The sequence below is a fragment of the Pseudoalteromonas arctica A 37-1-2 genome (assembly GCF_000238395.3).
In the GTDB taxonomy this organism is placed as follows: Bacteria; Pseudomonadota; Gammaproteobacteria; order Enterobacterales; family Alteromonadaceae; genus Pseudoalteromonas; species Pseudoalteromonas arctica.
This window is the reverse complement of sequence record NZ_CP011025.1, coordinates 1,769,060-1,794,870: the sequence shown is the minus strand read 5'-3', so window position 1 is coordinate 1,794,870 and position 25,811 is coordinate 1,769,060. Positions and strand designations below refer to the sequence as shown.

Here is a 25,811-nt window from a genome sequence, read left to right as displayed (position 1 = left end):
CGATCAAAAGCTTAGATAACTGATCCTTATAAGCCGTTAACGATCGACTTTACCAATTGTGGACCTTTGTAGATGAACCCAGTATAAACCTGAACTAAATTTGCGCCTGCATCTAACTTTTCTTTTGCAGATGTAGCATCATCAATACCGCCGACTCCGATGATTGGTAGCTTACCTTGTGTTAAGCGTTTTAGTTCACTTACTACCTCTGTAGAGCGCATTCTAACAGGGTGACCTGATAAACCGCCCGCCTCTTGTGCATATTGCTGCCCCATGACTGCGGCTCGTTCAAGCGTTGTGTTTGTGGCAATTACACCATCAATTTTATTATTTAAAAGTGATTCACTTACTTGCTCTATTTGTATTTGATCGAGATCCGGTGCAATTTTTACAAGCATAGGAACTTGCTTATTATGCTTTGCAATTAAATCTAACTGTTCATTTTTAAGACTTTGCAACAAATCGTCAAGTGCAGCACCATATTGTAAATCACGAAGCCCTGGGGTATTTGGTGATGAAATATTTACCGTAATGTATGAGGCATGCTCAAATACTTTACGCATACAATGAATATAGTCATCTTTACCTTGCTCGTTAGGTGTATCTTTATTTTTACCAATATTGATACCGAGTATGCCACTGTACTTTGCTGCTTTTACATTTTCGACTAAATTATCAACACCTTTATTATTAAAACCCATACGGTTAATAATTGCGTTTGACTCTGGAAGTCTAAAAATACGTGGCTTATCATTACCAACTTGAGGACGCGGTGTAACCGTTCCAACTTCAATAAAACCAAATCCCATTTGGCTAAATGCATCTATACATTCTGCATTTTTATCCAGGCCAGCGGCAAGCCCTACTGGGTTTTTAAATTCAAGACCTAAAAAGTTTACGGGTTTATCTGAAACACTTTGTGACCAAGCTATATTTAGAGGCGTATTAGCAAAACGACGAAGATTATTAAGTGCAAACTCATGCGCCCACTCCGCATCACGGGTAAACATAAAACGGCGAGCTAAATCATAAAACATCAATATAATCCTCTTTTTAAATTTCAGACAAAAAAATACCTCAGACAAGGCTAAGGTATTGTATAACAATTTTAACAATCAGTTATTTATTTACTAAACAAATAACTGATTAAAGCTAAATTATTTTCCTGATGTATCACAGTTGTGACTTAATAACATAAGTTCACGAAGTGCAACTGAGAACTTAGCAAAGTCATGGCTTTGTGATGTTTTAAACTCAGCCAACATTTGTTTCCAACGCTGAAGTAATAAATCTTGGCTATCCATCCACTCATCTATTTGACTATCAACATCGCTCTCGTCACCTTCAAAGCTATTTAGCACCACTTCAGATAACGTACGTTGCTGCCAATCAAGCTCTTCACGGTAAGATGAACGAGCAAGTGCTTGCCAATGATTTGCTACTGGTTGCTTAGTTATTTGCTCTAAGAACCAATGCAGACCCATTCTCGCGCCTAGTTTAAAGTAAGTATTCGATACCATCGAAATACTCTTACCTGAATTATTAGCAACCTCAGCTAAATCCATCACAGAGAATAAGCTTGATAACGAAACAATACGCTTAGCTATATCTACAGGAACGCCGGCATCAATTAACTTATTAGCTTCAATTACAATACGGTCATTTTCTTTTTCAATCATGTATGTATTTAAATTATCGCTTAAATCTTTAAATGTTGGCGCAAAGAATTCAATTCCTTGTTCAATCGTTTGTGACTTATTACGATGACGTAAGAACCAACGCGTAGTACGGCGAACAGTACGACGAAGTTGGTAAAGCATTTCAGTTTGTACCGCTGCTGGTATTTTATTATCCAGTGCGCTGATAGAAGACCATGTATCGCGCATTTCAAATATTTCGCTAGCAATTGAGTAACACATTGCAATTTCAGCTTCGTTGGCACCGGTTTCTTCATGCATACGTACCATGAAGTTTAAACCCATATCATTAACGATACTGTTAGCAAGTTTAGTTGCAATAATTTCTTTACGAAGTGGATGGTTGTTCATCGCATCGTTAAACTTCTCACGTAGAGGACGTGGGAATGACTTCACAAGCAATTGGCGATAGTAAGGGTTTTCAGTAATTTCATCACTTACTAAAGACTCTTTTAATACCATTTTTGCGTAAGACACTAGCACTGAAAGCTCAGGGCGAGTTAAGTCTTTACCTGCGGCTGCACGTTCTGCCAATTCTTCATCACTTGGAATGAACTCAATAGCACGGTTTAACTTACCATCTTTTTCAAGTGCATGAATAAAGCGAATCTTTTCTTTAAGCGTTGAAGTACCTTTAGACTGCGTAATTGAAATAGTATGTGTTTGACGGTAACAGTCTTTTAATACTAATTCAGATACTTCATCTGTCATTGAGTAAAGTAGCTCATCACGTTGTTTACGTGTTAAGTCACCTTCAGCAACCAAGCCATTAAGTAAAATCTTAATGTTAACTTCGTTATCTGAACAGGCAACGCCTCCTACGTTATCAATAAAGTCAGTATTAACACGACCACCCTTAGCTGCAAATTCAACACGACCTAATTGAGTTGCACCTAAGTTACCGCCCTCACCAATTATTTTAGCGCCTAAATCTCTACCATTGATACGTAGTGCATCGTTTGCACGATCCCCTACATCTGCATCAGTTTCTTTAGAGTTTTTGATATACGTTCCGATACCGCCATTCCACAGTAAATCAAACTCCATCATTAACGATGCTTTTATTAATTCGTTTGGCGTCATACTCGCTTTTTTAGTGCCCAACATTTTTTTCATTTCTGGGCTAAGCGTAATTGATTTAGCAGCACGAGAGAAAACACCACCACCGGCAGAAATTAACTCTTTATTGTAATCTTCCCAAGATGAACGCGGCATATTAAATAAACGTTCGCGCTCTGGGTAAGAAGTAGCAGCATCTGGGTTAGGATCAACAAAAATGTGCATATGGTTAAAGGCAACTTGTAAGCGAATATGCTTAGATAACAACATACCATTACCAAATACATCACCAGCCATATCGCCAATTGCAACTACCGTAAAGTCGGTAGTTTGACAATCGATATCCATTTCACGGAAATGTCGTTTAACTGACTCCCATGCGCCTTTAGCTGTAATACCCATTTTCTTATGATCGTAACCAACCGAGCCACCTGATGCGAATGCATCACCTAGCCAGAAATTGTATTCATTAGCTATGCCGTTTGCGATATCAGAGAAAGTAGCGGTTCCTTTATCGGCAGCAACCACTAAGTAAGCATCATCTTCATCGTGGCGAACAACATCTCGAGCTGGCACTACTTCACCGCGCTCTATGTTATCTGTAATATCTAGAAGACCACGGATAAAAATTTTGTAACACTCTTGGCCTTCTTTTATAAACGCTTCGCGCTCACTAGGTAATTGTTTACATACAAAACCACCTTTAGAGCCAACAGGTACAATTACTGTATTTTTAACTTGTTGCGCTTTAACTAAGCCAAGTACTTCAGTACGGAAGTCTTCACGACGGTCAGACCAACGCAGACCACCACGCGCTACTTTACCGTAACGTAAATGCACACCTTCAACGCGCGGAGAATAAACAAAGATCTCAAACGCAGGAAGAGGAAGCGGTACGTCAGGAATTAAGCTAGGCTGTATTTTAAACGAAACATAAGATTTAAACTGACCTGCATCATCTTTTTGGAAATAGTTGGTACGTAGCGTCGCAACAATCATATCTACGTATAAACGTATAATGCGGTCATCATCAAGGTTTGCTACATTTTCAAGTTCTAAGTAAATTTGCGTACTTAACTTTTCAAGTGTTTTAGCACTTGCTGGGCTCTTAACTGAGAACTTTTTAGCAAATAAATTAACAATTTGCGCTGCAATGTTTGGATAATTTGCAAATGTGCTTTCAATGTAACTTTGTGAGAACGTTACACCAATTTGACGCATGTACTTAGCGTAAGCACGTAAAATAGAGGCTTCGCGGCCAGTTAGGCCACCCATTAACACTAAACGGTTAAAACCATCATTTTCAAGGCGATTGCCCCACACATTTGTTAATGCAGCGCGAAAACGTGCTGAAATTTTATCAAAGTCTGCCATCCCTTTGCTGTCAATAAGCATCGAGAAGTCCATGATCCAGTTAATACGACCATCGCTAGTTTTAACTGAATATGGTGTTTCACCAACAACGCGCAGACCAAAGTTTTCAAGCATTGGCATAACATCAGATAAGTGAATTGGCTCATCTTTATGGAATAAGCTTAATCGTACAATATTACTGTTTGCTTCTTCTTGAGGACGGTAAAACAGCATTTCTAGCTTGTTTTCATCGCTAAGTAGTTCTAACTTTTCAATATCAACAACCGCAGCACTTGGAAGCACTTCGTCTTTGTATGAGCGTGCAAACGCATTACAGTATTTACGATTTAAATCGTTACCACGTGCTTCACCCGCAGACTCTAAAAGTGCAGATTGAAGTTTATCTTCCCACGTACGTGCAGCTTCTACTAAATTGTTTTCGATGTCTTTCACGTTATATTCGATCTTGTTGTCGGTCACACGAACGGTGTAATGAGTACGCGCCAGTGTTGACTCAGAGAAATAAGTAGTAAATTCGACTTTATCGTCAGAATTAAATGCATTAGCTAATATATCTTGCGTTTCACGACGAAGAGCCGTGTTATAGCGTTCGCGAGGAACATAAACCATGCAAGATAAAAAGCGACCATACGCATCTTTACGTACAAACAAGCGACACATATCGCGCTCTTGTACTTGTAAAACACCCATAGCAACTTCAAGTAGCTCACTTTCGCGCGCTTGAACTAGCTCGTCACGTGGGTAGGTTTCTAAAATATTTAAAACAGCTTTGTAAGCGTGTGTACCTTTAGCAAAATCACACATTTCCATAATGCGGTTAATTTTACTCTTTAAAACAGGCACATCAGTAGCACTGTTATTGTAAAAGCTTGATGAGAACAAACCAATAAAGCGATCTTCACCAATTACATTGCCTTCATCGTCAAAACGCTTAATACCTACGTAATCGATGTAAGCTGGACGGTGAACGCGAGAAACAGAGTTAGTTTTTGTTAGGATCAGTAGGTTGCTGCTGCGTGCTTCTTGGCGGGCAACTTCTGGTAATTCTGACAATAATCGTGTGTGCTCTTCAGTAGAGTTTTTCATCAAGCCAAGGCTTGATTCCATTTTACCTTTTAATTGGTAATCACCTTGAACTGGGCTTAGCTCATATTCACGGTAACCCATTAGGGTAAAGTTATCTTTCGCTAACCAATCTAAAAACTCAGTTGTTTCTGAAACTTCTTCTGTCGTTTTATTATGATGACGTTTAGGTAACTCTTTGGTTACTGCAATCAATTTTTTACGAATTGGCTGCCAATCATCAACAGCAACTGATACATCAACAAGAACCGACTCTAACTCTTTCTTGAAAGACTCAATCACAGAAGAATCTGTTTGACGGTCAATTTCAATAAAAAATACTGTTTTAGTAGATGAGGATTCTTGCTCTGCTTTTAAATTTGATAATCCAGAAATTTTAGCGTTTTCATCGCGCTTAATTTTTAATGGGCAGTGAAGTAATAAGTGAGAGGCGATATTTTCACGAGTCATGGCCATACGAACAGAATCAACTAAAAACGGCATGTCTTTAGTAATAATCTCTACGATTGTATGTGATGACTGCCAGCCATCTTTTGCCACTTCAGGGTTGAAAACGCGGATAACTGCGTCGTCGGTAGTATTTTTTTCTAGCGAGTTCCAAAGGCTTAATGCTGCGCCATATAGGTCACTATCGTTGCGGTTTGCCAAATCCTCTTTAGACATATTGCTGTACAAGGCTTTGGCGAATTTCTCAACGAGTAACACATTATCAGCGCGAACTTTTTTCTGGATCAGCTTACAGACATTATCTAGGATAACCGAGGCTTGGCCTTCATTTCGTGTCATTGTATGTTCCTTAATCTATTACTGCTCAGGAGCAGGAATTTGTACAGCTATTCATTAGCGTGGAGTCAATTAAATTCTAACCCTTTTACAGCTAATAAACAGCCTTTTCGATGAAAACATTTTAAGCATTTCAGCTATTTGGTCATCTATTCACAAATTGTAGATATAAATGGCCTTTACAGGCCATTTAGGAGCAAAATTATTCACATTATTTTTTCTGGTCAGTCCAGAGAAGGCTACCAATAGCGGGTAATAACAACACTGCACCTAACATATTCACTAAAAACATGAAGGTTAGCAGTATACCCATATCAACTTGGAATTTAAGATCTGAGAATATCCACGTACTCACACCAATCGCAAGTGTAATACCGGTAAATAGAACCGCACTGCCACGTTCAACAAGCGCATTTCGATAAGCAACACTTAATGGTACATTTTGCTTAAGCTGCCCCATCATCGACGACAGTATATAAATACCGTAATCGACCCCAATACCTACTCCTAGAGCAATAACTGGCAAAGTAGAAACGGTTAAGCCTATTTCTAATTGCACCATAAGTGCTTGTGCAAGTGTTGATACGATATAAAGCGGCAATACCACAGCAATCGTTGCCTTTACGCTTCTAAAGCTCATTAAACATAAAATGATAACGGCACCATAAACATAAAGCATCATTGGTATTTGCGCTTCTGCAACTGACTCATTAGTCGCTGCCATTACACCAACAGGTCCTGAAGCTAATTTAAATGCTAATTTATCAGTGCCCTCTTCTTGCGCAAATTGCTTAACACTCTTAATTACAGTATCTATAGTTTGTGCTTTATGATCATCTAAAAATATAATCACTGGCATAACTGAACAATCACCGTTAAGTAAACCTGTACTAGTTTCAACTCGAGACGTTGACTGCACTAAACTTGCTGAATTTCGTGGCAAGCTTTGCCATTTCAAATTGCCTTCGTTGTAGCCTGCGTTAACCGATTGAGCTACAGAGCTCAAACTTACAGCAGACTGCACACCTGCTACATTCTCTACTTTGTATTGAAAACGGCTTATACGCTCCATCACATCATGCTCAGTACATGCTGCAGGATACGCTTCTACAATTACCTTTAAGATATCAGACGAGATAGTGTACTTGTCTGATATTAAAAACGTGTCTTGATTATAACGAGCATCTTGATGCAGTGATGGCGCGCCTGCATGTAAGTCACCTATACGCATTTTATCTGCTTGCCAGTAACCTAAAGCAAATAGAACAAGGGTAAAACCAATAATCATTTTAGCTACTTTAGGATCAGTCGCTTTAACAAGTAAGTCGCGGATTTTATCAAGCATGTTTGGTTTTGCTGCATCACCAGATTGAATATGTACACTGTTTTCAAAGTTCATGTACGAAGCCCAAACAGGCAATAAGATTAAATTAGTAAATATAATTACTGCTACACCTAAACTCGCTGTAATGGCAAGTTCACGGATAATACCAATATCGATGGTAAGTAATGTTAAGAAGCCTACGGTGTCTGAAAGAAGTGCAATACCGCCTGGCACTAATAAAGCCCTAAAACTTGACTGACAACAAATACGTGTTGTTTTACCTTCACCTACTTTTTTACCAATCGCATTTATCATCTGCACACCATGGCTTACACCAATAGCAAATACTAAAAACGGTACCAAAATAGACATAGGGTCAAGGCCAAAACCTAAACTTGAAAGCAGGCCTAATTGCCAAATAACAGCAATAATGGAACATGCGATAGGCAAAATAGTCAGCTTTAAACTACCACAAAACAGCCAAACCATAATAAAAGTAAAGGCGATAGCAATGGCAAAAAATACAACCACCCCTTTTGCACCTTCCGCTATATCACCAGCCATTTTTGCAAAGCCAATAATATGAATACTTACTTTGTCCGTACTTAAAGGCTCTCTTAAATCACTTTCTAGCTTTTGTGCAAAAGCTAATGTGTCTAATTTTTGCTGTGTTTGAGGATCAGTTTCTAAAAGTTGAGCAGTTACCATTGCACACGAATAATCGCTGGCAATCATACGTCCTACAACTTTTGCTTTTTCAATGTTTTCCTTTACTACACCTAAACCACGCTTATCTGCTTTAAAGTTAGCAGGAATAATTGGGCCACCGGCAAAGCCATCCTCCACTACTTCAACAAAACGAGCACTGGGTGAAAATATTGAGTTAACTAATGGACGATTTACGCCAGGAATGAAATAAAGCTGATCGTGAACCGCTTTTAATTGGGTAAAGAACTCTGGATTAAATATATCACCACTGTCATCACACACTGAAATCAAAATACTGTTTGCACCACCAAACTGCTTTTCATGCTTGGTATACACTTTCATATAATCGTGGTTTAACGGGATATTTTTATTAAACGATGCATCTAATTGAATTTGAGTCGCTTTGAATACAAGTAAACAGGTTATAAGTGCAAAACTTATAAGCATAATTAAGCGATGTCTAAAAATCGCCTTTTCAATAAAATCGAGTAGTTTATGCATTAAGGGGTTAACTCCTTCACTTTAATGCCATCTTCTGTAGCCATGATCAGCCTGTTATCTAAAATTACACCATCAAGAATCGCTTTACCGTCAGCAAGCTGCTCATGGGTGAGTAACCCATCTTGAAGATGAAAAATAACGCCACTGTTGGCAAGCATAAGCCATTGTTTGTTATTATAATTAATGATGTTGTTGATCGTCGCTGTTTTAACATTTTCGAAATGCTGCCACTGCTGTTCACCGTTTTGCTTTGCAAAAACATTACCTCGAAGCCCTGCCACAATTTCTTGTGTGCTATCTGATGCAACAGCAAAGAATGAACCAGGATAAATTTCTTCTATCCTTTGCCAAGTTTGACCATCATCAATGCTTCTGGCCATCAAGCCCATCTCACCAACCAGCATTAAACCATTATCTGTTTTTTCGATTCGATTAAAGTGCGGTAAAATTGAAGCAGTTTCCGCTTCGTATCCTTCGGGGTCATTTTCTTTTAAATCGTTCAAGTAATCACGATCATCACTAAATAATAGCGAATCTAAAAAGCGTTTTTGCCAATGTTTACCACCATCGGTGGTTTGATAAAACATGCCATATGCGCCCACTGCAAAACCTTTTAAATCATCTTCAAATAGAATATCTAAACATGGTTTGTCTAATTTTGGTTGTGCTTGTTGTAGTTGCCAATTAACACCACCGTCAGTAGTATTTATTATTGTTGCATCGTGGCCACACGCCCATCCATTATTTTCATTACTAAAATCAACGGCAGTTAATAGCACTTGAGTTGGGACTAGCTCAGCTTGTTGCCATTTATCACCCGAGATACTTTTAATAACAGTACCGTGTTTACCTACTGCAATTAGACCATTGCCTGTGTTGGTTATGTCGGTGAGTAAGGTTTTAGCTGCATTTGTTGCACTGATTGCATTGTTAGGGGCTTCTTGTGCAACACTCGCACCGCTTATTATCAGGCTGGCATATACCAAATACTTCATAAATTTTAATCGCCTTGTACGAGAGAGTTGTTTGTCTTTTTACTGGGGAAAGCGTTGCGCGCTGTAAGACAAACGCGATGAGAAAGGAAAAGGCACTTAACAAATTGTTAAGTGCCTAGTTTAATACTATCTACCTGCGCGACGTAAAGCGCTTGACGTAAATTCGTTATCGTTAAATGACTGTGAAAAATCGTACATTTTTTCTTGGTTATCTAAACCAATTGCTAAATAACGACGAGAATTCAAATCATGATAAACCTCAAGCGTACTCCACTGAGTAGGTACTTCGTAGTAGTTAAGGCCATAAGCCATTGCTACACGGTAAAGTTGGTCGCGGTTATCATAAATATCCGTAACCTGTACTTGCCAGCTATCTTCATCAATGTAAAACACACGTTTTTTATAGATATGGCGTGTATCGTCTTTTAAGTTAGCTTCAACAACCCAAACACGGTGTTTTTCGTAGCGTGTATGCTCTGGGTTTATGTGGCCAGGCATTAAAATGTCATCGTATTCTAACTTATCACTATGAAGCTTATAGCTGTTGTAAGGAATGTATAATTCTTGCTTACCTTTCAACGTCCAGTTGTAACGATTAGGTGAGCCATTGAACATGTCAAAGTCATCAGTAGTACGTAAGCTATCCGCTGCTGTTCCTGGTGCATCATATGCAACATTAGGTGCACGACGAACGCGACGTTGTCCCGAGTTGTAAGTCCATGCTTGGCGTGGCGTTAATATTTGGTCCATCGTTTCATGAACAAGCAGTGCTGTACCAGCTAAACGAGCTGGTTCTGTAACGCTTTGTTTAAACTTAAACAAAATATTTGAGTCTTGTAGCTCTGTTGGTGTTGCACTAGGGTCTGAGTATTTAACTAATAACTGCTCATCAAAGCCAACATAGTTATAAGAACCAGATGCAGTTGGTGCAGCTTGACCACCAAAACGCTCAATAGACTGGCCACGGTAACGCAATAAGTGATTCCAAATTGCCTCTAAACCCGTTTTAGGAATAGGGAAAGGAATACCAATCGCCGTATTTTTAATACCGTTACCGCCTTCAATTAACTCAGCAGTCGGTGCAAACTTTTTAGTCGCGTCATAAACAAACTGAGGGTAAGACGCAGAACGGCGTGTTTCATACACTGGCATTTTAAATGTATCTGGATATGCTTCAAATAAAGCAATTTGACCCGGACTTAAATTAGCTTTGTACTTTTCGATATTACTTTTATCAATAGTGAAAAGCACTTTGTCAGTGGTATATGGGTCAAGGTGATGCATACCCGGTTCATAACCTGCTGGTGCTGTTGTAATTCCGTTATTCCATGCTGGAATAGAGCCATCAGCATTAGCTGCTTTTTCTGCGCCCATTGGCGTTAAGTTTTGACCTAATTGGGCAACTTCATCAGCGTTTAATTTAGCTAAAGCTGCGCTGCTTGCAAACAAGCTACAAAAAGCTGTAGCGATGAGGGTAGGTTTTTTAATCATAATAATGTTACCCCTAAATAGAATATTTTAAGTTAAAAGAAACGTAATCGCGATCTGAGAAAGTATTTATATCGCCGCCGCCCCAAAACGAGTTATAGCTCACATCAAGTGACCACGCATTTTGGTAGTTAAAGTTCATGGTTGCACCTAAAGATTTACGGTCTTCAATAAATAAGAACATAGGATCTGGTGTATTACCATTTACGTCATGTGAAAATACAAAACGTGGAGAGAAGTTAATACCTTTGTAAAAGTTAAAATAATCACCTTTAGCAATTAAGCGGTAACCCCAAGAAGACGCAGTAGCAAATGATTTTTCTTCAGCGCCGTTTGATAAACCAAGATGCAATGTTGAGTAATCAGTAGTACCAGGGCCTGTAATTGTGCCACTACGGCCAGTACCGGATACATTCAAACGCGTTTCGTCATAGTCTGGCATGTTATGAATTTTTACAGCACCCACTTCACCAACAACAGCCCAACTATCAGCACCTAATGAAGGACCAAATAAGTGAGTAGCCGTAAATTGAATTTGCGATGTATCACGTTCAATATAGCCTTGAGCAACTTCACCCGCACCAACAGAACTAATATCATCGCCAAAACTCATTTGCGAAATACCTGCAAAATCAGGACGAAGACCTGCAAGCGCTAACTGCTCAGGCATAGCTGTATAAAGTAACTCTACATCATCAATTTGCAGTGGTTCATCTTGGCGAAACGCAAATTCACCCGCAAAGGCTGTTTCACCAATAGTCGTGTTAAAACTTAAACCATAAAGTTTAATATCTTCTGGGTAGTCGTTTTCAGCTTTAGAAAAAGCGGTTAAATCAGCAACATTATCTGACGTGATTTCTGTTGTCATGATCATTGCTAAATCTTGAGCAATTGCTGCCTGTGAAAAGTTTGATACACGACCAGATATAAGTGGACGACGACTATGGTAGTTCACGTGGTATAACGCAATTTCAGTATCATTAAATTCAGGTAAAAATATACCTAAACGTAAACCGTACTGTCCGCCATCTTCAGGTTCATTTTTACCATTATCTCCTTTACCTTTTAACGCAACCTTAGTTGGGTAAGCAAGATACATTTGAGCTAATAAAGCACTCCCTTCAGCACTTGAAGGATCAATACCTCGAGCAGCTGCTGCTAATGCAAAATCAGATGTTAGGTTATTTAAACTATCCGTTAAAAAAGCAACATCAATATCAGGATTAGACGTAAAGCCTAATTGAACATTCTGCTGATAACCATTTTCTGCTGCAAAGTCATTAGTAGAAAAGTATGTACCTGCTGCTGGTAAACGTGTTTCTTGCCATTGATATTGGTAGAAACCTTCAAGCGTAATATTCTCAGTAATACCGAGCGATGCCCAAAGCATACCGATTGGTATAAATGCTTCTTTTAGCTCAGCGCCAGGTGCTTTTAATCGGTCAATATCAACTGGGTTTACGTTAATACCATGAGATATAAGCGTACTTTCACCCCAGTTAACTACTTGCTGGCCTAAACGGACAGATAAAGGGTTATTACCATCATTTAAATCAAAATCGGCCCATACAAACGCGTCTAATAAACGTATGTCGGCACAACTTTGTGCTTTGGTGTCTTTATCGTCACATGGATCAACACCCTGCCCTGATGTAGGATTTGAATAAGCGTGGTACCCATCCATTAAAGCAAAGTCATAAAAATACATGAAGCGAGTGAACAAACCGTAGTTATCTTTATTTATTGAAAGGTCGTGTGTGCCCTTCAATAGTTTTGAGAAGGAGTCACCACTATCAAAATTTAAATTACCCGCATCACCATTATTTGAGTAAGAGCCCGGTTGTGCCCATACATCTTGTGATGAGTAAATAGTATTACTTAGCGCTGGGTTGTATCCTGTCCAATCAAATGCTGGGTTATTACTTTTGCCAATTAGGTTAAAGTCTCTGTCTTCTACACGAACACTTTGCCCATATGAAAAGGTTGAATCGAAGGTAATATCAAAACCTCCAGCTTCAAATGTTACAGCTTGAGTACTTGCTGCAGATAAACCTAAACTAGCGGCTGCTAAACCTATAGCGATTCTATTTTTAACAAAAAGCGATCTTCTTATCATTTTGGTTCCCCCCTGTCGCGGGTCATTTTGTGTGATCAAGTTATTGTTTTTAGTGTAATCATAACGATAGAAGCGAATCAGTGAAATTACAAATACTCGCTCTAATCTGTCATATACTTCTTATTCTGGTTAACGCTTACGTATTGGTAAGACGTCGTACCAGATAATTTATACACGTAATTTAACAATAGGACAAATTGAAATTAACAAAAATACAATATTTTTATGTATATATAACATAAAAACCGAGTGTCAGGCCACTCGCTCTAGGCGGATGAACTTGTTTTCGGGGGTTAATAAGAGTCTAAAACGGCCACGTACACCCAAGCTCGAAATGAAGGGCCTCAAATGCGTAGCAGCAAAACGAATTGTTTTACCGCCATCCTCTACAACTTGTAAAGAGCTAAAACGGCCATGGTAGTAATCCATGCACTCGTTATAGCTCAATCTTAAGGTAAAATAATACTCAATCATTTATGCGAGCGCTTTTTCAACCTTTTCATACAAGTCAGCACTTAGGCCATCTAAATTGGCTAAGCGCTGTAATTGCAGTTTCATTGCTTGTGAGCGTACATCATCGTAACGCTTCCACGACATAAACGGTGTTAGCATACGCGATGCATTTTGTGGATTAATTGCATTAAGTTTTATTAATAAATCACCTAATAACGCATAGCCTTGAGCATCTGCTCGATGAAATTGTGCTGTATTAAAGTGGCTAAAACTTCCTACAAGTGCACGTACACGGTTAGGATTTGAAAAATCAAAACACGGGTGTTCGTAAAGTGCCTTAATATCATCTATAGCAGTACTGCCTGATTGCATAGCTTGCAGTGCAAACCACTTATCCATGACTAAAACATCATGACGCCACTGACTATCAAAATGACTCAAAAGCTCATCTCTAACAGGGTGTGAAGCTTTTACCACAGCGCTTAGGGCACCAAGTACATTAGTCATATTAGTCGAGCTTGCAGCTTCTTTAATAAAGGTTACAGCTTCTGGACTTTGTGTTTTAGCAAGGTAGTGCAGACATATTTGCTTTAAAGCACGATTCGCAACAGCGCTTGCACTTATACTGCCATCATCTCCAAGAGATTCGTAACAACTAAGAAGCTCATCAGCAAGTTCATCAGCAATTTGTTGCTCAAACTTTTCTGTTATTTCAATAATGTCATCTACAGGTATTACATCAAATTCAGCAGCTAAAGTGTCAAAACTCGGCAATTTAAACAGCTCTGCAATTAAAGCTAAATCGCCCTCTTTAGTGTTTATAAGTACACGTAGCGCATTTATAATTTCGCTGCTTAATACGCTATTCGTTGCATCGGTGATTTGAGATTTAATCGCCTTAATGAATAGCTGCTGTTGTGCATCCCAACGTGAAAAATCACTGCGCGCAAAACGCATAATATGCAATAGTTCGGGCTCTGTTGTTTGCTGGTTTAAAATACAAGGTGCAGAAAAGTCTTCGAGTAAAACCGCAACAGGCTTTTCTAAAATATTATCAAAGCTAAATGTTTGAGTCGCATTAGTTACATCGAGTACATGATCTAGCTTTTTACCTTTATATTGCAGGGCAATACTTTGTCCATTGGCATCAAGTAGTTCAATAGCAAAAGGTATATGAAGCTTTTTATTCTCTGGCTGATTAGCTGGCGCTGTTTGCTCGATTGTCAAAGTGTATGTATTTGAGCTGCTATCAAATTCTTGAATTGCATTTAAACGCGGTGTACCTGATTGGCTGTACCATTGTTTAAATTGCTCTAAATCAACACCTGATGCATCGCTCATCGCACTTACAAAGTCATCACATGTAACTGCTTGCCCATCGTGGCGCTCAAAGTAAAGCGTCATCCCTTTTTGAAAGTTAGTTTCACCCAGTAATGTGTGCATCATACGGATAACTTCAGCACCTTTATCGTATACAGTTACTGTATAAAAGTTATTCATTTCAATAACTTTCTCAGGGCGAATTGGGTGAGCCATAGGGCCTGCATCTTCGCTAAACTGATGCGTACGCATAACTTTGACCGCATCAATTCGGTTAAGTGCACGAGAGCCTAAATCACTACTGAACTCTTGGTCTCTAAATACAGTTAACCCTTCTTTTAGCGATAACTGAAACCAATCTCTACAAGTAACTCGGTTACCTGTCCAGTTATGAAAGTACTCATGCCCTACAATGGATTCAATCGTATGGTAGTCTTTATCTGTGGCTGTTTCTTGATTAGCTAATACGCATTTACTATTAAAAACGTTTAGCCCTTTATTTTCCATCGCGCCCATGTTGAAAAAATCGACGGCTACAATCATATAAATATCAAGGTCATACTCTAAATTAAAGCGTTCTTCATCCCACTGCATTGCCTTTTTGAGTGAGGCAATAGCATGGGGGGTTTTAGATAAATTACCTTTATCAACAAACAATGCTAATTCTACATCTCTGCCGCTTTTAGTCGTGTACGTATCTTTTAAAACATCAAAATCGCCCGCTACAAGTGCAAATAAATAGCTCGGCTTTTTAAATGGGTCTTGCCATTTAACAAAATGACGACCATCTTGTGTTTCACCACTGTCTACTTGATTACCATTAGAAAGAAGTTGTAGATACTTTTTATCGGCAATAATAGTTACATCAAACGTGGCAAGTACATCAGGGCGATCCATGTAATAGGTGATCTTTCTAAAACCCTGCGCTTCACACTGCGTGCAATACGCGCCACCTGATAAATACAAACCCTCTAAAGAAGTATTCGTCTCAGGCGATATCTCGGTCACAATACTTAATTGACAACTATCCGGTAGGTTATTAATTATTAGCTGCTCGCCAATAATTTCATAATCAGTTATATCAACCGTATCAATAGATAAAGACAGTAAGCGTAAATCAATACCATCAAGCACTAAAGGTGCTTTTTTATCACCAACACGCGTAAGCGTTAGCAAAGAGCTTACTTTGGTTGATAATGGCTGTAAGTCAAAGGTTAGCTCTGTGTGGTCAATTAAAAAATCAGGAGCTTTATAGTCTTTAAGATATTGTGCTTGAGGTTTACTTGATTCAGTCATAGATACTCCAAAACAGCTCCTTTTAAGTTAAAAGGAGCTGTTTAAAATTAGGCGGATTGTTTTGGCTTAATACGTAAAATTTTAATGCCCAAGTAGGCATAAACCACCGCTAAAACAGGGTTAATTAAGTTAAAGAAAGCGTAGAGTGCATAATCAAAAGGATTTATTAGTAAAACGCTTTGCATATATGCGCCACACGTGTTCCATGGAATTAGTGGGCTGGTAATTGTACCGCCATCTTCCAATGTACGAGATAAGTTAACAGGCTTCAAACCTCGTTTTTCATATTCATCTTTAAACATACGACCAGGTACAACAATTGCAATATATTGATCGGCCGCTATCACGTTAGTACCAATACACGTTGCTATTGTTGCCGCAATTAACGATCCCGTACTTTTAGCTATTTTAAGTATGCTTTTAACAAAAATATCCAAAAGGCCTGTTTTTTCCATAATGGCACCAAACATCAGTGCAGTCATAATAAGCCATGTGGTTGTAAGCATTCCGGACATACCGCCACCACTGAGTAGGGAGTCCATTTTGTCATCGCCTGTACTTATGCTAAAACCATCAAAAAACGTCGTCCAAACAAGCTTAAAATAGCCAACTAGCTGCCCTTGAGAAACATCAATTTGGCTAGCAATTAAATCAGATTGAAACAACATGGCCCAAACAGCGCCCACAACAGCACCGATAGAGATAGCAGGAAAGGCTGGCATTTTTTTAATCGCTAAAACTAAAAGTACAATTAGCGGGATTAGCATTTCAAAACCAATATTAAAGTTTTGCTGTAAAATAGCCGTTATTTCATCAATACGCCCCGCTTCGCTTGAAGCAGTTGCATTAAAGCCCATGAATATAAATATAATCAGTGCAATTACAAAACTTGGTACTGTCGTCCACAGCATATGTTGAATATGCTCAAATAAATCAGCGCCTACAACTGCTGGCGCTAAATTGGTTGTTTCAGACAGCGGGCTTAACTTATCACCAAAGTACGCGCCAGATATAACAGCGCCTGCTGTAACTGTTTGTTCAAGTCCAAGACCCGTTGCAACGCCTAATAAAGCAACACCTATCGTAGCGGCAGTAGTCCAAGAACTACCTATACTCATAGCTACAATGCCACAAATTAAACAACTCGCTGCATAAAACCAACTTGGGTTTATAACTTGCAAGCCATAATAAATTAAAGTTGGTACAGTTCCAGAAAGTAGCCAAGTGCCAATTAACGCACCTACCATAAGTAAAATTAGGATAGCGCCAAGTGAAAGCGTTATACCTTCGATCATAGCTTGTTCTAATTTTTTCCATGTATAACCGTTTTTAAGCCCAATTAAAGCCGCTGCAAAAGTAGCAAATAAAAGTGCAATTTGGTTAGGGCCTGATGAAGAGTTATCACCAAATAAGTAAACTGCAGCACCAAGTAAACAAATTAATACAGAGATAGGAATTAATGCATCAAAAAACGAGGCGGGCTTGATTGGTTTGTCATCCAATAGCTTCAAAGTAGAGACTCCTAGACACACTTACTGTGTGTTTAATTATTATTTTTAGCACGTAAAGCGCATTAATTGAGCATGATTGATCTAGCTCAACTTTATGTAATCAAATATTATAACAATTTAGTAAATTTTAGGTAGTAAAAAAGGCGCTAATGCGCCTTTTTTATAGAGGTAAAACCAGTTGTTACTTCTTAGCTATACGACCATAATTAATATAATCTTGAGTAATTAATGCAGCTTCTTCCAAAAATGGGTCAAGCTCTTCAATTACTTCAGGTAAATCGTCTAAGTTTTCTACCGGATCTTTACCTAAACGCTTAAGACGTTCGTTAGTACGTACAAGTGCACGTGCTTCACCTTCATCTTTTTCTTTAATACGCGTAGCTTCAACTAAAGAGATAGTTTTACGGTCTTTCTCTTCGTTGTATAAGGTAATGTCATTAAATACATAACCAAATTCTGGTTCTGATTTAATTCGTACTTCGTGTTGTTTCTCAAGGTACGTAATAATAGGTGTTAAATTACCTAATTTTTTGTATTTCGCTTTAACAATGCTGTCCCAAGGAAGTGCATTATCTTGCTTACTTTCGCCCCACTCTGCAGGATCGATTGCTGATGGAAACGAAATATCAGGGATCACACCTTTATGTTGCGTACTACCACCGTTAATACGATAAAACTTAGCAATCGTATATTGTACGCTACCCAGCGCATTATCATATAAATCGTAAGCGCGGCCTAAGCCTTTGTGCTGCTGTACTGTACCTTTACCAAAAGTTTGTTCGCCAATAATAACTGCACGACCATAATCTTGCATAGCTGCTGCAAATATTTCAGAAGCAGAGGCACTGTAACGGTCAACTAAAACAGTTAAAGGACCATCGTAATAAGTTATACCATCACGATCTTTTTGCTCTTCAATACGGTTATTTAAAGTATGAATTTGAACAACTGGACCTTGGTCAAAAAACAAACCAGACAATTGTGTTGCTTCATATAAAGAACCACCACCATTTTGGCGTAAGTCGATAATAATACCATCAACTTTTTCTTCTTTAAGCTTAGCCAGCTCAACTTTTACATCTTTCGAAAGATTATTGTAAAAGCCTGGAATTTCGATCACGCCAACTTTACTTGTTAAATCAGAGTATTTGGCTTCAAATACTTCTGATTTAGCCGCTCTATCTTCAAGTCGAATTTTATCACGCGTGATTTCAACAACTTTAGGTGCGCCGTGAGCGTCAACACCTTTTAAATACTGTAGACGTACTTTAGTCCCTTTAGGACCTTTAATTAAATCAACTACGTCATCTAAACGCCAGCCAATTACGTCTACAAATTCTTCGCCATCTTGGGCAACACCAATAATGCGGTCATCAGCTTTAATTTGATCTGTTTTATCTGCAGGGCCTCCCGGCACTAAGCTGCGAATAACAGTGTAGTCTTCATCAGGGCTTAGTACGGCACCAATGCCTTCAAGCTCTAAGTCCATATCCATTTTGAATTGTTCTGCACGACGTGGCGATAAATAAGACGTATGCGCCTCAATACTGCGTGCTAGCGAATTCATAACAATTTGAAAAGCATCTTCTGAATTAGATTGTACTAAACGCTTTTCAGCATTTTTATAGCGTTTGGTTAGTACCTCTTTAATGCCTTCCCAATCTTTACCCGTCATTTTTAAACGCAGTGCGTCGTACTTTACACGCTCACGCCAAATTTCATCAAGCTCAGCTTGTGACACAGGCCATGCTGAATCTTCACGGTCAAAAAAGTATTCATCTTCTTTATCAAACGTCATTTCTTTTTCAAGTAAAGTAAGTGAATACTCGTAACGTTCAAAACGGCGTTTAAGACTTAAGTTAAAAATATCAAACGTAAAGTCTAATTTACCGGTAGTAATAGCGTTATCAAAGTCATCACGATATTGCTCAAAAGAAGCAATATCGCTGGCTAAGAAAACGCTTTTATTAAAATCAAGGGATTCGATATAACGATCGTACACTTTACTAGAAAGCTCATCGTTAAATCGAACCGGTGTATAGTGTGAACGAGCAAATAAGCTAGCCACTCGTTTGCTAGCAGTACCATGTTGACTCTCTTGCTTAAGCTGGGGTAAATCGTCAATTGTAACGGCTTCTACAGCAGCAAATAATGAACCTGAAAACAGGGCAGCAACTAACGGAATGAGCGTAAACTTTTTACTCATACACAACTCCTTAATTTATTTACAACTTAAACGATGTATAAGCTGTCAGCTTTGGTTTTAACTTGCATACCTGTCACTAATTCAACATGAACGTCATCTTTGTTCACTTCAGTGATTACTGCATTTACAAGTGCTTGGCCAAGTTTAACCTTAACCTTATTATTAACCTTGACCTCAGTTGCTGGTAAAGGTTCAATTTTTCCTGAACGTTTAACGGGCGCTGCTTTAGCAGGTTTGTTAGCTGCAGGTGCGTTTTTATCGCCTGCTTTGCTAGCATGAGCTGGTTTTTTCTTGAAAGATTTAGAATCAGAATCTTGGCGAGGACGCTGTTGTTTTTTGCGTTTTGCCATTTTAGCGCGGCTTTCTTCCAATGCTTTTTGTGCATGGTCGATATGCTCTTGCTCAACTTTTTCACCTTGATTACCATCAAGATCAATACGAAACTCTGACTTTGTCACAGCTTCTAAATAACGCCAATTAGACGTGTATTTTCTAAGCGCTTGACGAACTTGAGTCTTACTTACTTTTTCAGACCCTTCAATACGCTCAGCAATATCTTTAAAAATACCTACTTTAAGCGGCTTGATGCCATCTTTTTGTTTAAAACATTGTGGGAATTCTTGATATAAAAATTCCAACACTTCATTAATATCTTTTAGCTTGTTTGTGGTTTCCATTTTAGAACCTATTTTTCACATCTTTTCATCAAGGGACGAATCGACGTAGTGTGTTACCCAGTCGACCAACTCTTCGAAATCGGCTTCTATTACAGCCATATCACCCCGAAGGTGTTCCCAAATACCATTAATTGTTTCATCAATAAATTCACATTCTGAATCATCTGGAAGACGATCCCATGCAATATGAATTAAATCATTGAGCGTTTCCGCTACATGCTCTTCTTCGCCTTCCCAGTCGCCAACATCTTGCACAGCAAATAGGTAGTCTTGAACATTTAGCAAATCTTTCATTACAGGCTCGCCTCTAAGCATTTCACTAATGCTTCAAGGCCAGCTTTATCATCAGCATCAAATCGGCCAATACTTGGACTATCAATGTCTAGTACTGCGAATACTTTACCATGTTTCATGATAGGTACAACCACTTCAGAGTTAGACGCTGCATCGCAGGCTATATGCCCGTCAAAAGCGTGAACATCTTCAATTAATTGTGTTTCAGCGGTTGCCGCAGCTGTTCCACATACCCCTTTCCCAACGGGAATACGGATGCATGCAGGATTACCTTGAAACGGACCAAGTACTAATTCAGTAGGAGAATCCATAAAGTAAAAGCCCGCCCAATTTACATCTTCTAAAGAGGTAAATAACAGCGCGCTTATGTTTGCCAAATTGGCAATTACATTAGATTCACCAGCTATCAGCGATTCAGTTTGCTTAACTAATGACTGGTAAAAATCGTGCTTTTGCATACCAAACTACTTCTTATTAAACATACAGTAGCTAAAGGTACTCTTTGTCGTGAAAAATTGGAACCTTTTGGAGGTAAAAAAAAGGAAATCGCACCGTTTATCAGCGTGCTTGGTTAATAATGCTGCGATTATTTTTTTACCGATTTGCGAAGACCAAATAAAAACAGTCCGGCCGCAAATGCTGACATAACACTATTAATCAAAAATATCTCGCCAGTTGAGGCACTTAATAAGTAACTAAATATAGCGCCACCTAACAAACCAAGCGTTAATACACCTGAATAATTAACTTTAGAATACTTAAACATTAGTAAATACCCTGGCACAACAAAGGCCGCCATCGTTAAGCCTACAATATGTGCATTTGAGATAGCAGTCATCAACAGTTGAAAAAATACGGATAAGAAATCACCCTGCAGCGTTAGTGCATAATACAATCCTAACAAGCTGCCAATAATTACCGGGGACAATAATGAAAGCGCGACGCTTTTTGCGAGTTGATGTTTCATCTAATAATCCTTAATACAGAGTATAAATTTTAATGTATTAAGCATGCACCAAGATCTAAAGCTTAGAAATAGAGACTATGGTCGTAATTTATGATGACAAAACGCACAATTTCTATTCGTACTTATTTATTTTACAGGCACAAAAAAGCCCGCTAAATTAGCGGGCTATTTTGTTATATGGTGGAGAGATAGGGATTTGAACCCTAGATGGGCTATAAACCCATGCCGGTTTTCAAGACCGGTGCATTCGACCACTCTGCCATCTCTCCGATACTGCTAAGTTAAAAGTAAGAGTGTACTAATAACTATTTAAGTGAATGATACTTTAATTACCACACACTTATTAAATAAGTGGTGGAGAGATAGGGATTTGAACCCTAGATGGGCTATAAACCCATGCCGGTTTTCAAGACCGGTGCATTCGACCACTCTGCCATCTCTCCGCACGGCCTGCATAATAGGGAAACCCATCCCTTTTGTGAAGCTTTTTTTTTAAATTAATTGTTTAAGTGCTTAAAAAACAATTAATTTGTCTAAAGTTAGAACAAAGTGTTTTTAATTTAGCCGTCAATACTCTTTTATTTAAATATTTAACTCTATTGATCTACAAAGGTTTGCCCAAACATATAAGAGTTGGTAATCTAATTTTAGTTAAATTATCGAAACACACACGTTTCACTTAAAGGAGCTCTACAATGGCGTTTAATCAATCGTACAATACCGCGAAACCGGTAATGTCTACCATTGAAACAAACAAGGTACTTAAAAACACCTACTTTTTACTAGCTATGACACTTGCATTCAGTGCTGTTACAGCCGGTATTTCAATGGCACTACAATTACCTTACTTTATGGGAATTGTGTTTACACTTGTTTCGTTCGGTTTATTATTTGTTGTAAATAAAAAAGCAGATACAGCATCTGGTGTATTTTGGGTGTTTGCTTTCACAGGTTTAATGGGGGCAGGCTTAGGTCCATTGCTTAACCATTATGCTGCAATGCCTAATGGCCCAATGCTTATTATGCAAGCGTTAGGTTCTACGGCGCTTATCTTTTTTGGTTTATCTGCTTATGCACTGAACACTAAAAAAGACTTCTCATTTATGGGTGGCTTTTTAACGGTTGGCTTAATCGTTGTGATTGTAGCTAGCATCGTTAATATTTTTGTTGGCAGTTCACTTATGTTTATGGTGCTTAATGCGGCAGTTGTATTGATCATGTCTGGTTTGATTTTATTCGATACAAGCCGAATCATTAATGGCGGCGAAACCAACTACATTCGCGCAACAGTGTCTTTATACCTAAGCGTATATAACTTATTTACGTCTTTACTTGCTCTACTTGGCGCAAGTGATGACTAATTAAATAGTTCTGTTAAAATAGCCCCTTAATTGGGGCTTTTTTATTGGAATTGTTTTGTCACGTTTTGTTCTTTCATTACATACACCACCATCCGATCACGATACAACGCAAAGGTTAGTTAAGTTTGCGAATGCATGTTTAGCCCAAGGGCACATCATTGATGCTGTTTTTTTATACCAGCAAGGTATTTATCATGCATCTACCCACTTTGATTTATCCTCAGACGAACTTCAAATTTCAGCACTTTGGCAGCAACTCGCCGATCGAAAACTAAATTTAATGCTGTGTGTTACCGCCGCTGAAAAACGCGGGTTAGATATTAAAAACACAGGTGTATTTGCAGTCGCAGGGCTAGCTGAATTTGCAATGCTTGCAAGCGACGCTGATAAATGGGTGCAATTTAAATGATAAACGTATTAGTAATGAGTCAGTGCAGTCCATTTGACGATTTAAATATTCGTGATGCACTTGATATGACATTGATATTTGCTGCCGTTGACCAAAATGTGAGTTGGTTGTTTAGCGGCCCCGCCGTTTTGGCTTTAAAAAAGCATCAACAACCAAACAATATTGGATTAAAAGATTTTTTTAAAAATATTAAAACACTCGAAATTTATGATGTTAAAAACATTTTCGTGTGTGAAAAATCATTGCTTGATTATGGTTTAAATAAACATGATCTACTCATAGAGGCAAAAGCTCTTAACTTTAGCCAACAGCAAACATTAATTAAAGCGCAGCAACATGTGGTGAATTTATGAGTACATTACATATTTTTTCTAAGCCGCTTAACTATTATTCGGCAAATCAGCTAGAGAACTTAATTTTATCAGACGATAACGTGCTACTTGTTGGTGATGCCTGCTTTGCAAAAAAACAATTTAGGCAATTTGCAGATACACTGTTAATACTTGAACAAGACGCGCAAGTACGTGCAATAAAATTAACAGATAACGATAAAGCCATTAGCTATGAAGACTTTGTAGCACTCACTTTATCAACTAATCAATCAATTACGTGGTAACTCATGCTTGAATTTAACAACCAACAGATTGAAACCGACAAACAAGGCTACTTGCTTGACCATACTTTGTGGTCAAAGGAGCTAGCACCTGTAATTGCTATCCAAGAAAACATTACCCTTAGCGTTCAACACTGGGAAGTAATTAACTTTGTTCGTGATTTTTATATTGAATATAACACCAGCCCAGCAATTCGGATGCTTGTAAAAGCAATGGCAAAAGCACTCGGTGAAGATAAAGGAAACAGCCTTTATTTATATAAATTATTCCCTAAAGGCCCTGCTAAGCAAGCAACAAAAATCGCCGGATTACCAAAACCAGCTAGGTGCATATAATGAGATCTAAATCAGGCAATAATCAAGTAACTGAATCCAAGCCAAAAAGAAGTACAGGGCGTACTTATTCACGCAGTGCACTTAACAAAACGCCTTCAGGTAAAAGAGAGATAAAGCCGCAAATAGCATCTAAAGACAGAAAAATTGTGTTATTCAATAAACCATTTGATGTGCTATGCCAATTTACAGATGACGCAGACAGAAAAACTCTCGCTGAGTTTATACCTATTAAAGAAGTTTACGCAGCAGGAAGATTAGACAGAGACAGTGAAGGTTTATTACTTTTAACAAACTGTGGAAAATTGCAAAACACCCTAACGGCACCTGATAAAAAGACGAATAAAACCTACTGGGCACAAGTTGAAGGTGAACCAACAAGTGAATCAATTAATGATTTATGTAATGGCGTAGAACTTAAAGACGGGCTTACACTCCCCGCTAACGTTAAAATAATTGATGAACCTACAATTTGGACTCGTAATCCGCCTGTACGCGAGCGAAAAGCAATCCCTACCACTTGGCTAAGTATTACCATTAACGAGGGTAAAAACAGACAAGTTCGTCGAATGACCGCGCATATTGGCCACCCTACACTTCGCCTTATTCGCTATAGCATTGGCAACTATACGTTGGATGATATTAATTGTGGTGAATACAAAGTAATAAAGGGTGCATTTGATGCATAAACCGCATGTAACAGTTGCGGCAATAGTAAAAAAGCAAAATGAGTTTTTACTTGTAAAAGAGCGCGATAAATTTACACAGCAGGTTTGTTACAATCAACCTGCTGGTCATTTAGAACAAAACGAAACGCTTGCACAAGCAGCAAGCAGAGAACTACTTGAAGAAACAGGCTTAGCGCTTGAGCCAGTCGGCTTTTTAGGTGTGTATAATTTGCATGCCGAAAATGGAGTGCACTATTTGCGATTCTGCTTTTTATTTGAAGCACCCGATAATATAAAATCGCCAACGCCAGTAGATACCGACATTATCAGCGCTAACTGGTACACATTAGAGCAAATAAAATCACTACCGCTTAGAAGCCCTTTAGTCCTTAAATGTATTGAAGATAGCTTAAACAAGATACCTTTGAGTTTAGATACAATTTACAACGATTAATTTAAGCACCCATAGGTGCTTCAAAGTATCGTTTTTAATTAAATAAACAGATAAATTAATTTATACAATACTTCGTAAGTCTAGTTTGCTATTTGTTATATAAATAAAATACTGACTAATT

21 protein-coding genes and 2 tRNA genes are annotated in these 25,811 nt (G+C 38.5%); 7 read left to right on the top strand and 16 right to left on the bottom strand.

Going from position 1 to position 25,811, the window contains the following annotated elements; genetic code table 11:
- Window positions 1-26: 26 nt before the first annotated feature.
- The 16 genes from pyrD to PARC_RS07955 all read right to left on the bottom strand — a co-directional run bounded on the left by pyrD (window position 27) and on the right by PARC_RS07955 (window position 22,295).
- Window positions 27-1,037 carry a quinone-dependent dihydroorotate dehydrogenase gene (pyrD, locus tag PARC_RS08030; protein WP_010552659.1) on the bottom strand — a complete coding sequence of 337 codons (1,011 nt, stop codon included), beginning with the start codon at window positions 1,035-1,037 and terminating at the stop codon, window positions 27-29.
- Window positions 1,038-1,157: 120 nt separating this feature from the next.
- Window positions 1,158-5,999 (bottom strand): NAD-glutamate dehydrogenase, encoded by a 4,842-nt coding sequence (locus PARC_RS08025; RefSeq protein ID WP_010552658.1) that lies wholly within the window; start codon window positions 5,997-5,999, stop codon window positions 1,158-1,160.
- 208 nt (window positions 6,000-6,207) lie between these two features.
- On the bottom strand, window positions 6,208-8,529 hold the full coding sequence (locus tag PARC_RS08020; protein ID WP_007586903.1) for an efflux RND transporter permease subunit: 2,322 nt from the start codon (window positions 8,527-8,529) through the stop codon (window positions 6,208-6,210).
- Entirely contained in the window at window positions 8,529-9,524 is a 996-nt protein-coding gene (locus PARC_RS08015; RefSeq protein WP_007586906.1) for a WD40/YVTN/BNR-like repeat-containing protein, read from the bottom strand. The genes PARC_RS08020 and PARC_RS08015 overlap by 1 nt, the downstream gene beginning before the upstream one ends.
- A 126-nt stretch (window positions 9,525-9,650) precedes the next feature.
- Window positions 9,651-11,015 carry a DUF1329 domain-containing protein gene (locus tag PARC_RS08010; protein WP_010552657.1) on the bottom strand — a complete coding sequence of 455 codons (1,365 nt, stop codon included), beginning with the start codon at window positions 11,013-11,015 and terminating at the stop codon, window positions 9,651-9,653.
- Window positions 11,016-11,028: 13 nt separating this feature from the next.
- Complete coding sequence (locus PARC_RS08005; protein WP_010552656.1) at window positions 11,029-13,128, bottom strand: DUF1302 domain-containing protein; 2,100 nt, start codon at window positions 13,126-13,128, stop codon at window positions 11,029-11,031.
- A 252-nt stretch (window positions 13,129-13,380) separates the two neighbouring features.
- Window positions 13,381-13,602: a DUF2835 family protein gene (locus PARC_RS08000; protein WP_010552655.1), complete on the bottom strand. Its 222-nt coding sequence runs from the start codon at window positions 13,600-13,602 to the stop codon at window positions 13,381-13,383.
- On the bottom strand, window positions 13,603-16,197 hold the full coding sequence (gene pepN / locus PARC_RS07995; protein WP_010552654.1) for an aminopeptidase N: 2,595 nt from the start codon (window positions 16,195-16,197) through the stop codon (window positions 13,603-13,605).
- Window positions 16,198-16,244: 47 nt separating this feature from the next.
- Window positions 16,245-17,708, bottom strand: coding sequence for a Na+/H+ antiporter NhaC (gene nhaC, locus PARC_RS07990; RefSeq protein ID WP_007586912.1), 1,464 nt, complete (start codon window positions 17,706-17,708; stop codon window positions 16,245-16,247).
- 181 nt (window positions 17,709-17,889) lie between these two features.
- A complete protein-coding gene (prc, locus tag PARC_RS07985) occupies window positions 17,890-19,914 on the bottom strand; it encodes a carboxy terminal-processing peptidase (protein WP_007586913.1) in 2,025 nt (674 codons plus the stop codon).
- A gap of 26 nt (window positions 19,915-19,940) precedes the next feature.
- The gene (gene proQ, locus PARC_RS07980; RefSeq protein WP_007586916.1) at window positions 19,941-20,591 is read right to left on the bottom strand and encodes an RNA chaperone ProQ; all 651 of its coding nucleotides are present in this window, start codon (window positions 20,589-20,591) and stop codon (window positions 19,941-19,943) included.
- 15 nt (window positions 20,592-20,606) lie between these two features.
- Entirely contained in the window at window positions 20,607-20,885 is a 279-nt protein-coding gene (locus PARC_RS07975) for a hypothetical protein (RefSeq protein ID WP_002961910.1), read from the bottom strand.
- Window positions 20,885-21,343, bottom strand: a complete 459-nt coding sequence (gene msrC / locus PARC_RS07970) for a free L-methionine (R)-S-oxide reductase MsrC (RefSeq protein WP_007586917.1) — start codon at window positions 21,341-21,343, stop codon at window positions 20,885-20,887. Before msrC ends, PARC_RS07975 begins: the two co-directional genes overlap by 1 nt.
- A 128-nt stretch (window positions 21,344-21,471) precedes the next feature.
- Window positions 21,472-21,852, bottom strand: coding sequence for a hypothetical protein (locus tag PARC_RS07965; RefSeq protein WP_007586920.1), 381 nt, complete (start codon window positions 21,850-21,852; stop codon window positions 21,472-21,474).
- A gap of 178 nt (window positions 21,853-22,030) precedes the next feature.
- A tRNA-Ser gene (locus PARC_RS07960) sits at window positions 22,031-22,121 on the bottom strand.
- 83 nt (window positions 22,122-22,204) lie between these two features.
- Window positions 22,205-22,295: transfer RNA gene (locus PARC_RS07955), tRNA-Ser, on the bottom strand.
- 252 nt (window positions 22,296-22,547) lie between these two features.
- Here PARC_RS07955 and PARC_RS07950 point away from each other — a divergent pair.
- The 7 genes from PARC_RS07950 to PARC_RS07920 are packed head-to-tail and all read left to right on the top strand — an operon-like array spanning window position 22,548 to window position 25,690.
- Window positions 22,548-23,213: a Bax inhibitor-1/YccA family protein gene (locus PARC_RS07950; protein WP_007580214.1), complete on the top strand. Its 666-nt coding sequence runs from the start codon at window positions 22,548-22,550 to the stop codon at window positions 23,211-23,213.
- Window positions 23,214-23,268: 55 nt separating this feature from the next.
- Entirely contained in the window at window positions 23,269-23,622 is a 354-nt protein-coding gene (tusD, locus tag PARC_RS07945; RefSeq protein ID WP_010552653.1) for a sulfurtransferase complex subunit TusD, read from the top strand.
- A complete protein-coding gene (locus PARC_RS07940) occupies window positions 23,619-23,975 on the top strand; it encodes a DsrE family protein (RefSeq protein ID WP_021032128.1) in 357 nt (118 codons plus the stop codon). Before tusD ends, PARC_RS07940 begins: the two co-directional genes overlap by 4 nt.
- Window positions 23,972-24,238 carry a DsrH/TusB family sulfur metabolism protein gene (locus PARC_RS07935; protein ID WP_007580209.1) on the top strand — a complete coding sequence of 89 codons (267 nt, stop codon included), beginning with the start codon at window positions 23,972-23,974 and terminating at the stop codon, window positions 24,236-24,238. The genes PARC_RS07940 and PARC_RS07935 overlap by 4 nt, the downstream gene beginning before the upstream one ends.
- 3 nt (window positions 24,239-24,241) lie before the next feature.
- Window positions 24,242-24,571 (top strand): TusE/DsrC/DsvC family sulfur relay protein, encoded by a 330-nt coding sequence (locus PARC_RS07930; RefSeq protein WP_007580207.1) that lies wholly within the window; start codon window positions 24,242-24,244, stop codon window positions 24,569-24,571.
- A complete protein-coding gene (locus PARC_RS07925; RefSeq protein ID WP_010552652.1) occupies window positions 24,571-25,257 on the top strand; it encodes a pseudouridine synthase in 687 nt (228 codons plus the stop codon). Before PARC_RS07930 ends, PARC_RS07925 begins: the two co-directional genes overlap by 1 nt.
- Window positions 25,250-25,690 (top strand): NUDIX hydrolase, encoded by a 441-nt coding sequence (locus PARC_RS07920; protein WP_010552651.1) that lies wholly within the window; start codon window positions 25,250-25,252, stop codon window positions 25,688-25,690. The genes PARC_RS07925 and PARC_RS07920 overlap by 8 nt, the downstream gene beginning before the upstream one ends.
- The last annotated feature ends 121 nt before the right edge of the window (window positions 25,691-25,811 follow it).

Bases quoted from the DNA above. Each gene is read 5' to 3' on its own strand.
- pyrD (WP_010552659.1), bottom strand. From the start codon at position 1,037: ATGTTTTATGATTTAGCTCGCCGTTTTATGTTTACCCGTGATGCGGAG.
- PARC_RS08025 (WP_010552658.1), bottom strand. From the start codon at position 5,999: ATGACACGAAATGAAGGCCAAGCCTCGGTTATCCTAGATAATGTCTGT.
- PARC_RS08020 (WP_007586903.1), bottom strand. From the start codon at position 8,529: ATGCATAAACTACTCGATTTTATTGAAAAGGCGATTTTTAGACATCGC.
- PARC_RS08015 (WP_007586906.1), bottom strand. From the start codon at position 9,524: ATGAAGTATTTGGTATATGCCAGCCTGATAATAAGCGGTGCGAGTGTT.
- PARC_RS08010 (WP_010552657.1), bottom strand. From the start codon at position 11,015: ATGATTAAAAAACCTACCCTCATCGCTACAGCTTTTTGTAGCTTGTTT.
- PARC_RS08005 (WP_010552656.1), bottom strand. From the start codon at position 13,128: ATGATAAGAAGATCGCTTTTTGTTAAAAATAGAATCGCTATAGGTTTA.
- PARC_RS08000 (WP_010552655.1), bottom strand. From the start codon at position 13,602: ATGATTGAGTATTATTTTACCTTAAGATTGAGCTATAACGAGTGCATG.
- pepN (WP_010552654.1), bottom strand. From the start codon at position 16,197: ATGACTGAATCAAGTAAACCTCAAGCACAATATCTTAAAGACTATAAA.
- prc (WP_007586913.1), bottom strand. From the start codon at position 19,914: ATGAGTAAAAAGTTTACGCTCATTCCGTTAGTTGCTGCCCTGTTTTCA.
- proQ (WP_007586916.1), bottom strand. From the start codon at position 20,591: ATGGAAACCACAAACAAGCTAAAAGATATTAATGAAGTGTTGGAATTT.
- PARC_RS07975 (WP_002961910.1), bottom strand. From the start codon at position 20,885: ATGAAAGATTTGCTAAATGTTCAAGACTACCTATTTGCTGTGCAAGAT.
- msrC (WP_007586917.1), bottom strand. From the start codon at position 21,343: ATGCAAAAGCACGATTTTTACCAGTCATTAGTTAAGCAAACTGAATCG.
- PARC_RS07965 (WP_007586920.1), bottom strand. From the start codon at position 21,852: ATGAAACATCAACTCGCAAAAAGCGTCGCGCTTTCATTATTGTCCCCG.
- PARC_RS07950 (WP_007580214.1), top strand. From the start codon at position 22,548: ATGGCGTTTAATCAATCGTACAATACCGCGAAACCGGTAATGTCTACC.
- PARC_RS07940 (WP_021032128.1), top strand. From the start codon at position 23,619: ATGATAAACGTATTAGTAATGAGTCAGTGCAGTCCATTTGACGATTTA.
- PARC_RS07935 (WP_007580209.1), top strand. From the start codon at position 23,972: ATGAGTACATTACATATTTTTTCTAAGCCGCTTAACTATTATTCGGCA.
- PARC_RS07930 (WP_007580207.1), top strand. From the start codon at position 24,242: ATGCTTGAATTTAACAACCAACAGATTGAAACCGACAAACAAGGCTAC.
- PARC_RS07925 (WP_010552652.1), top strand. From the start codon at position 24,571: ATGAGATCTAAATCAGGCAATAATCAAGTAACTGAATCCAAGCCAAAA.
- PARC_RS07920 (WP_010552651.1), top strand. From the start codon at position 25,250: ATGCATAAACCGCATGTAACAGTTGCGGCAATAGTAAAAAAGCAAAAT.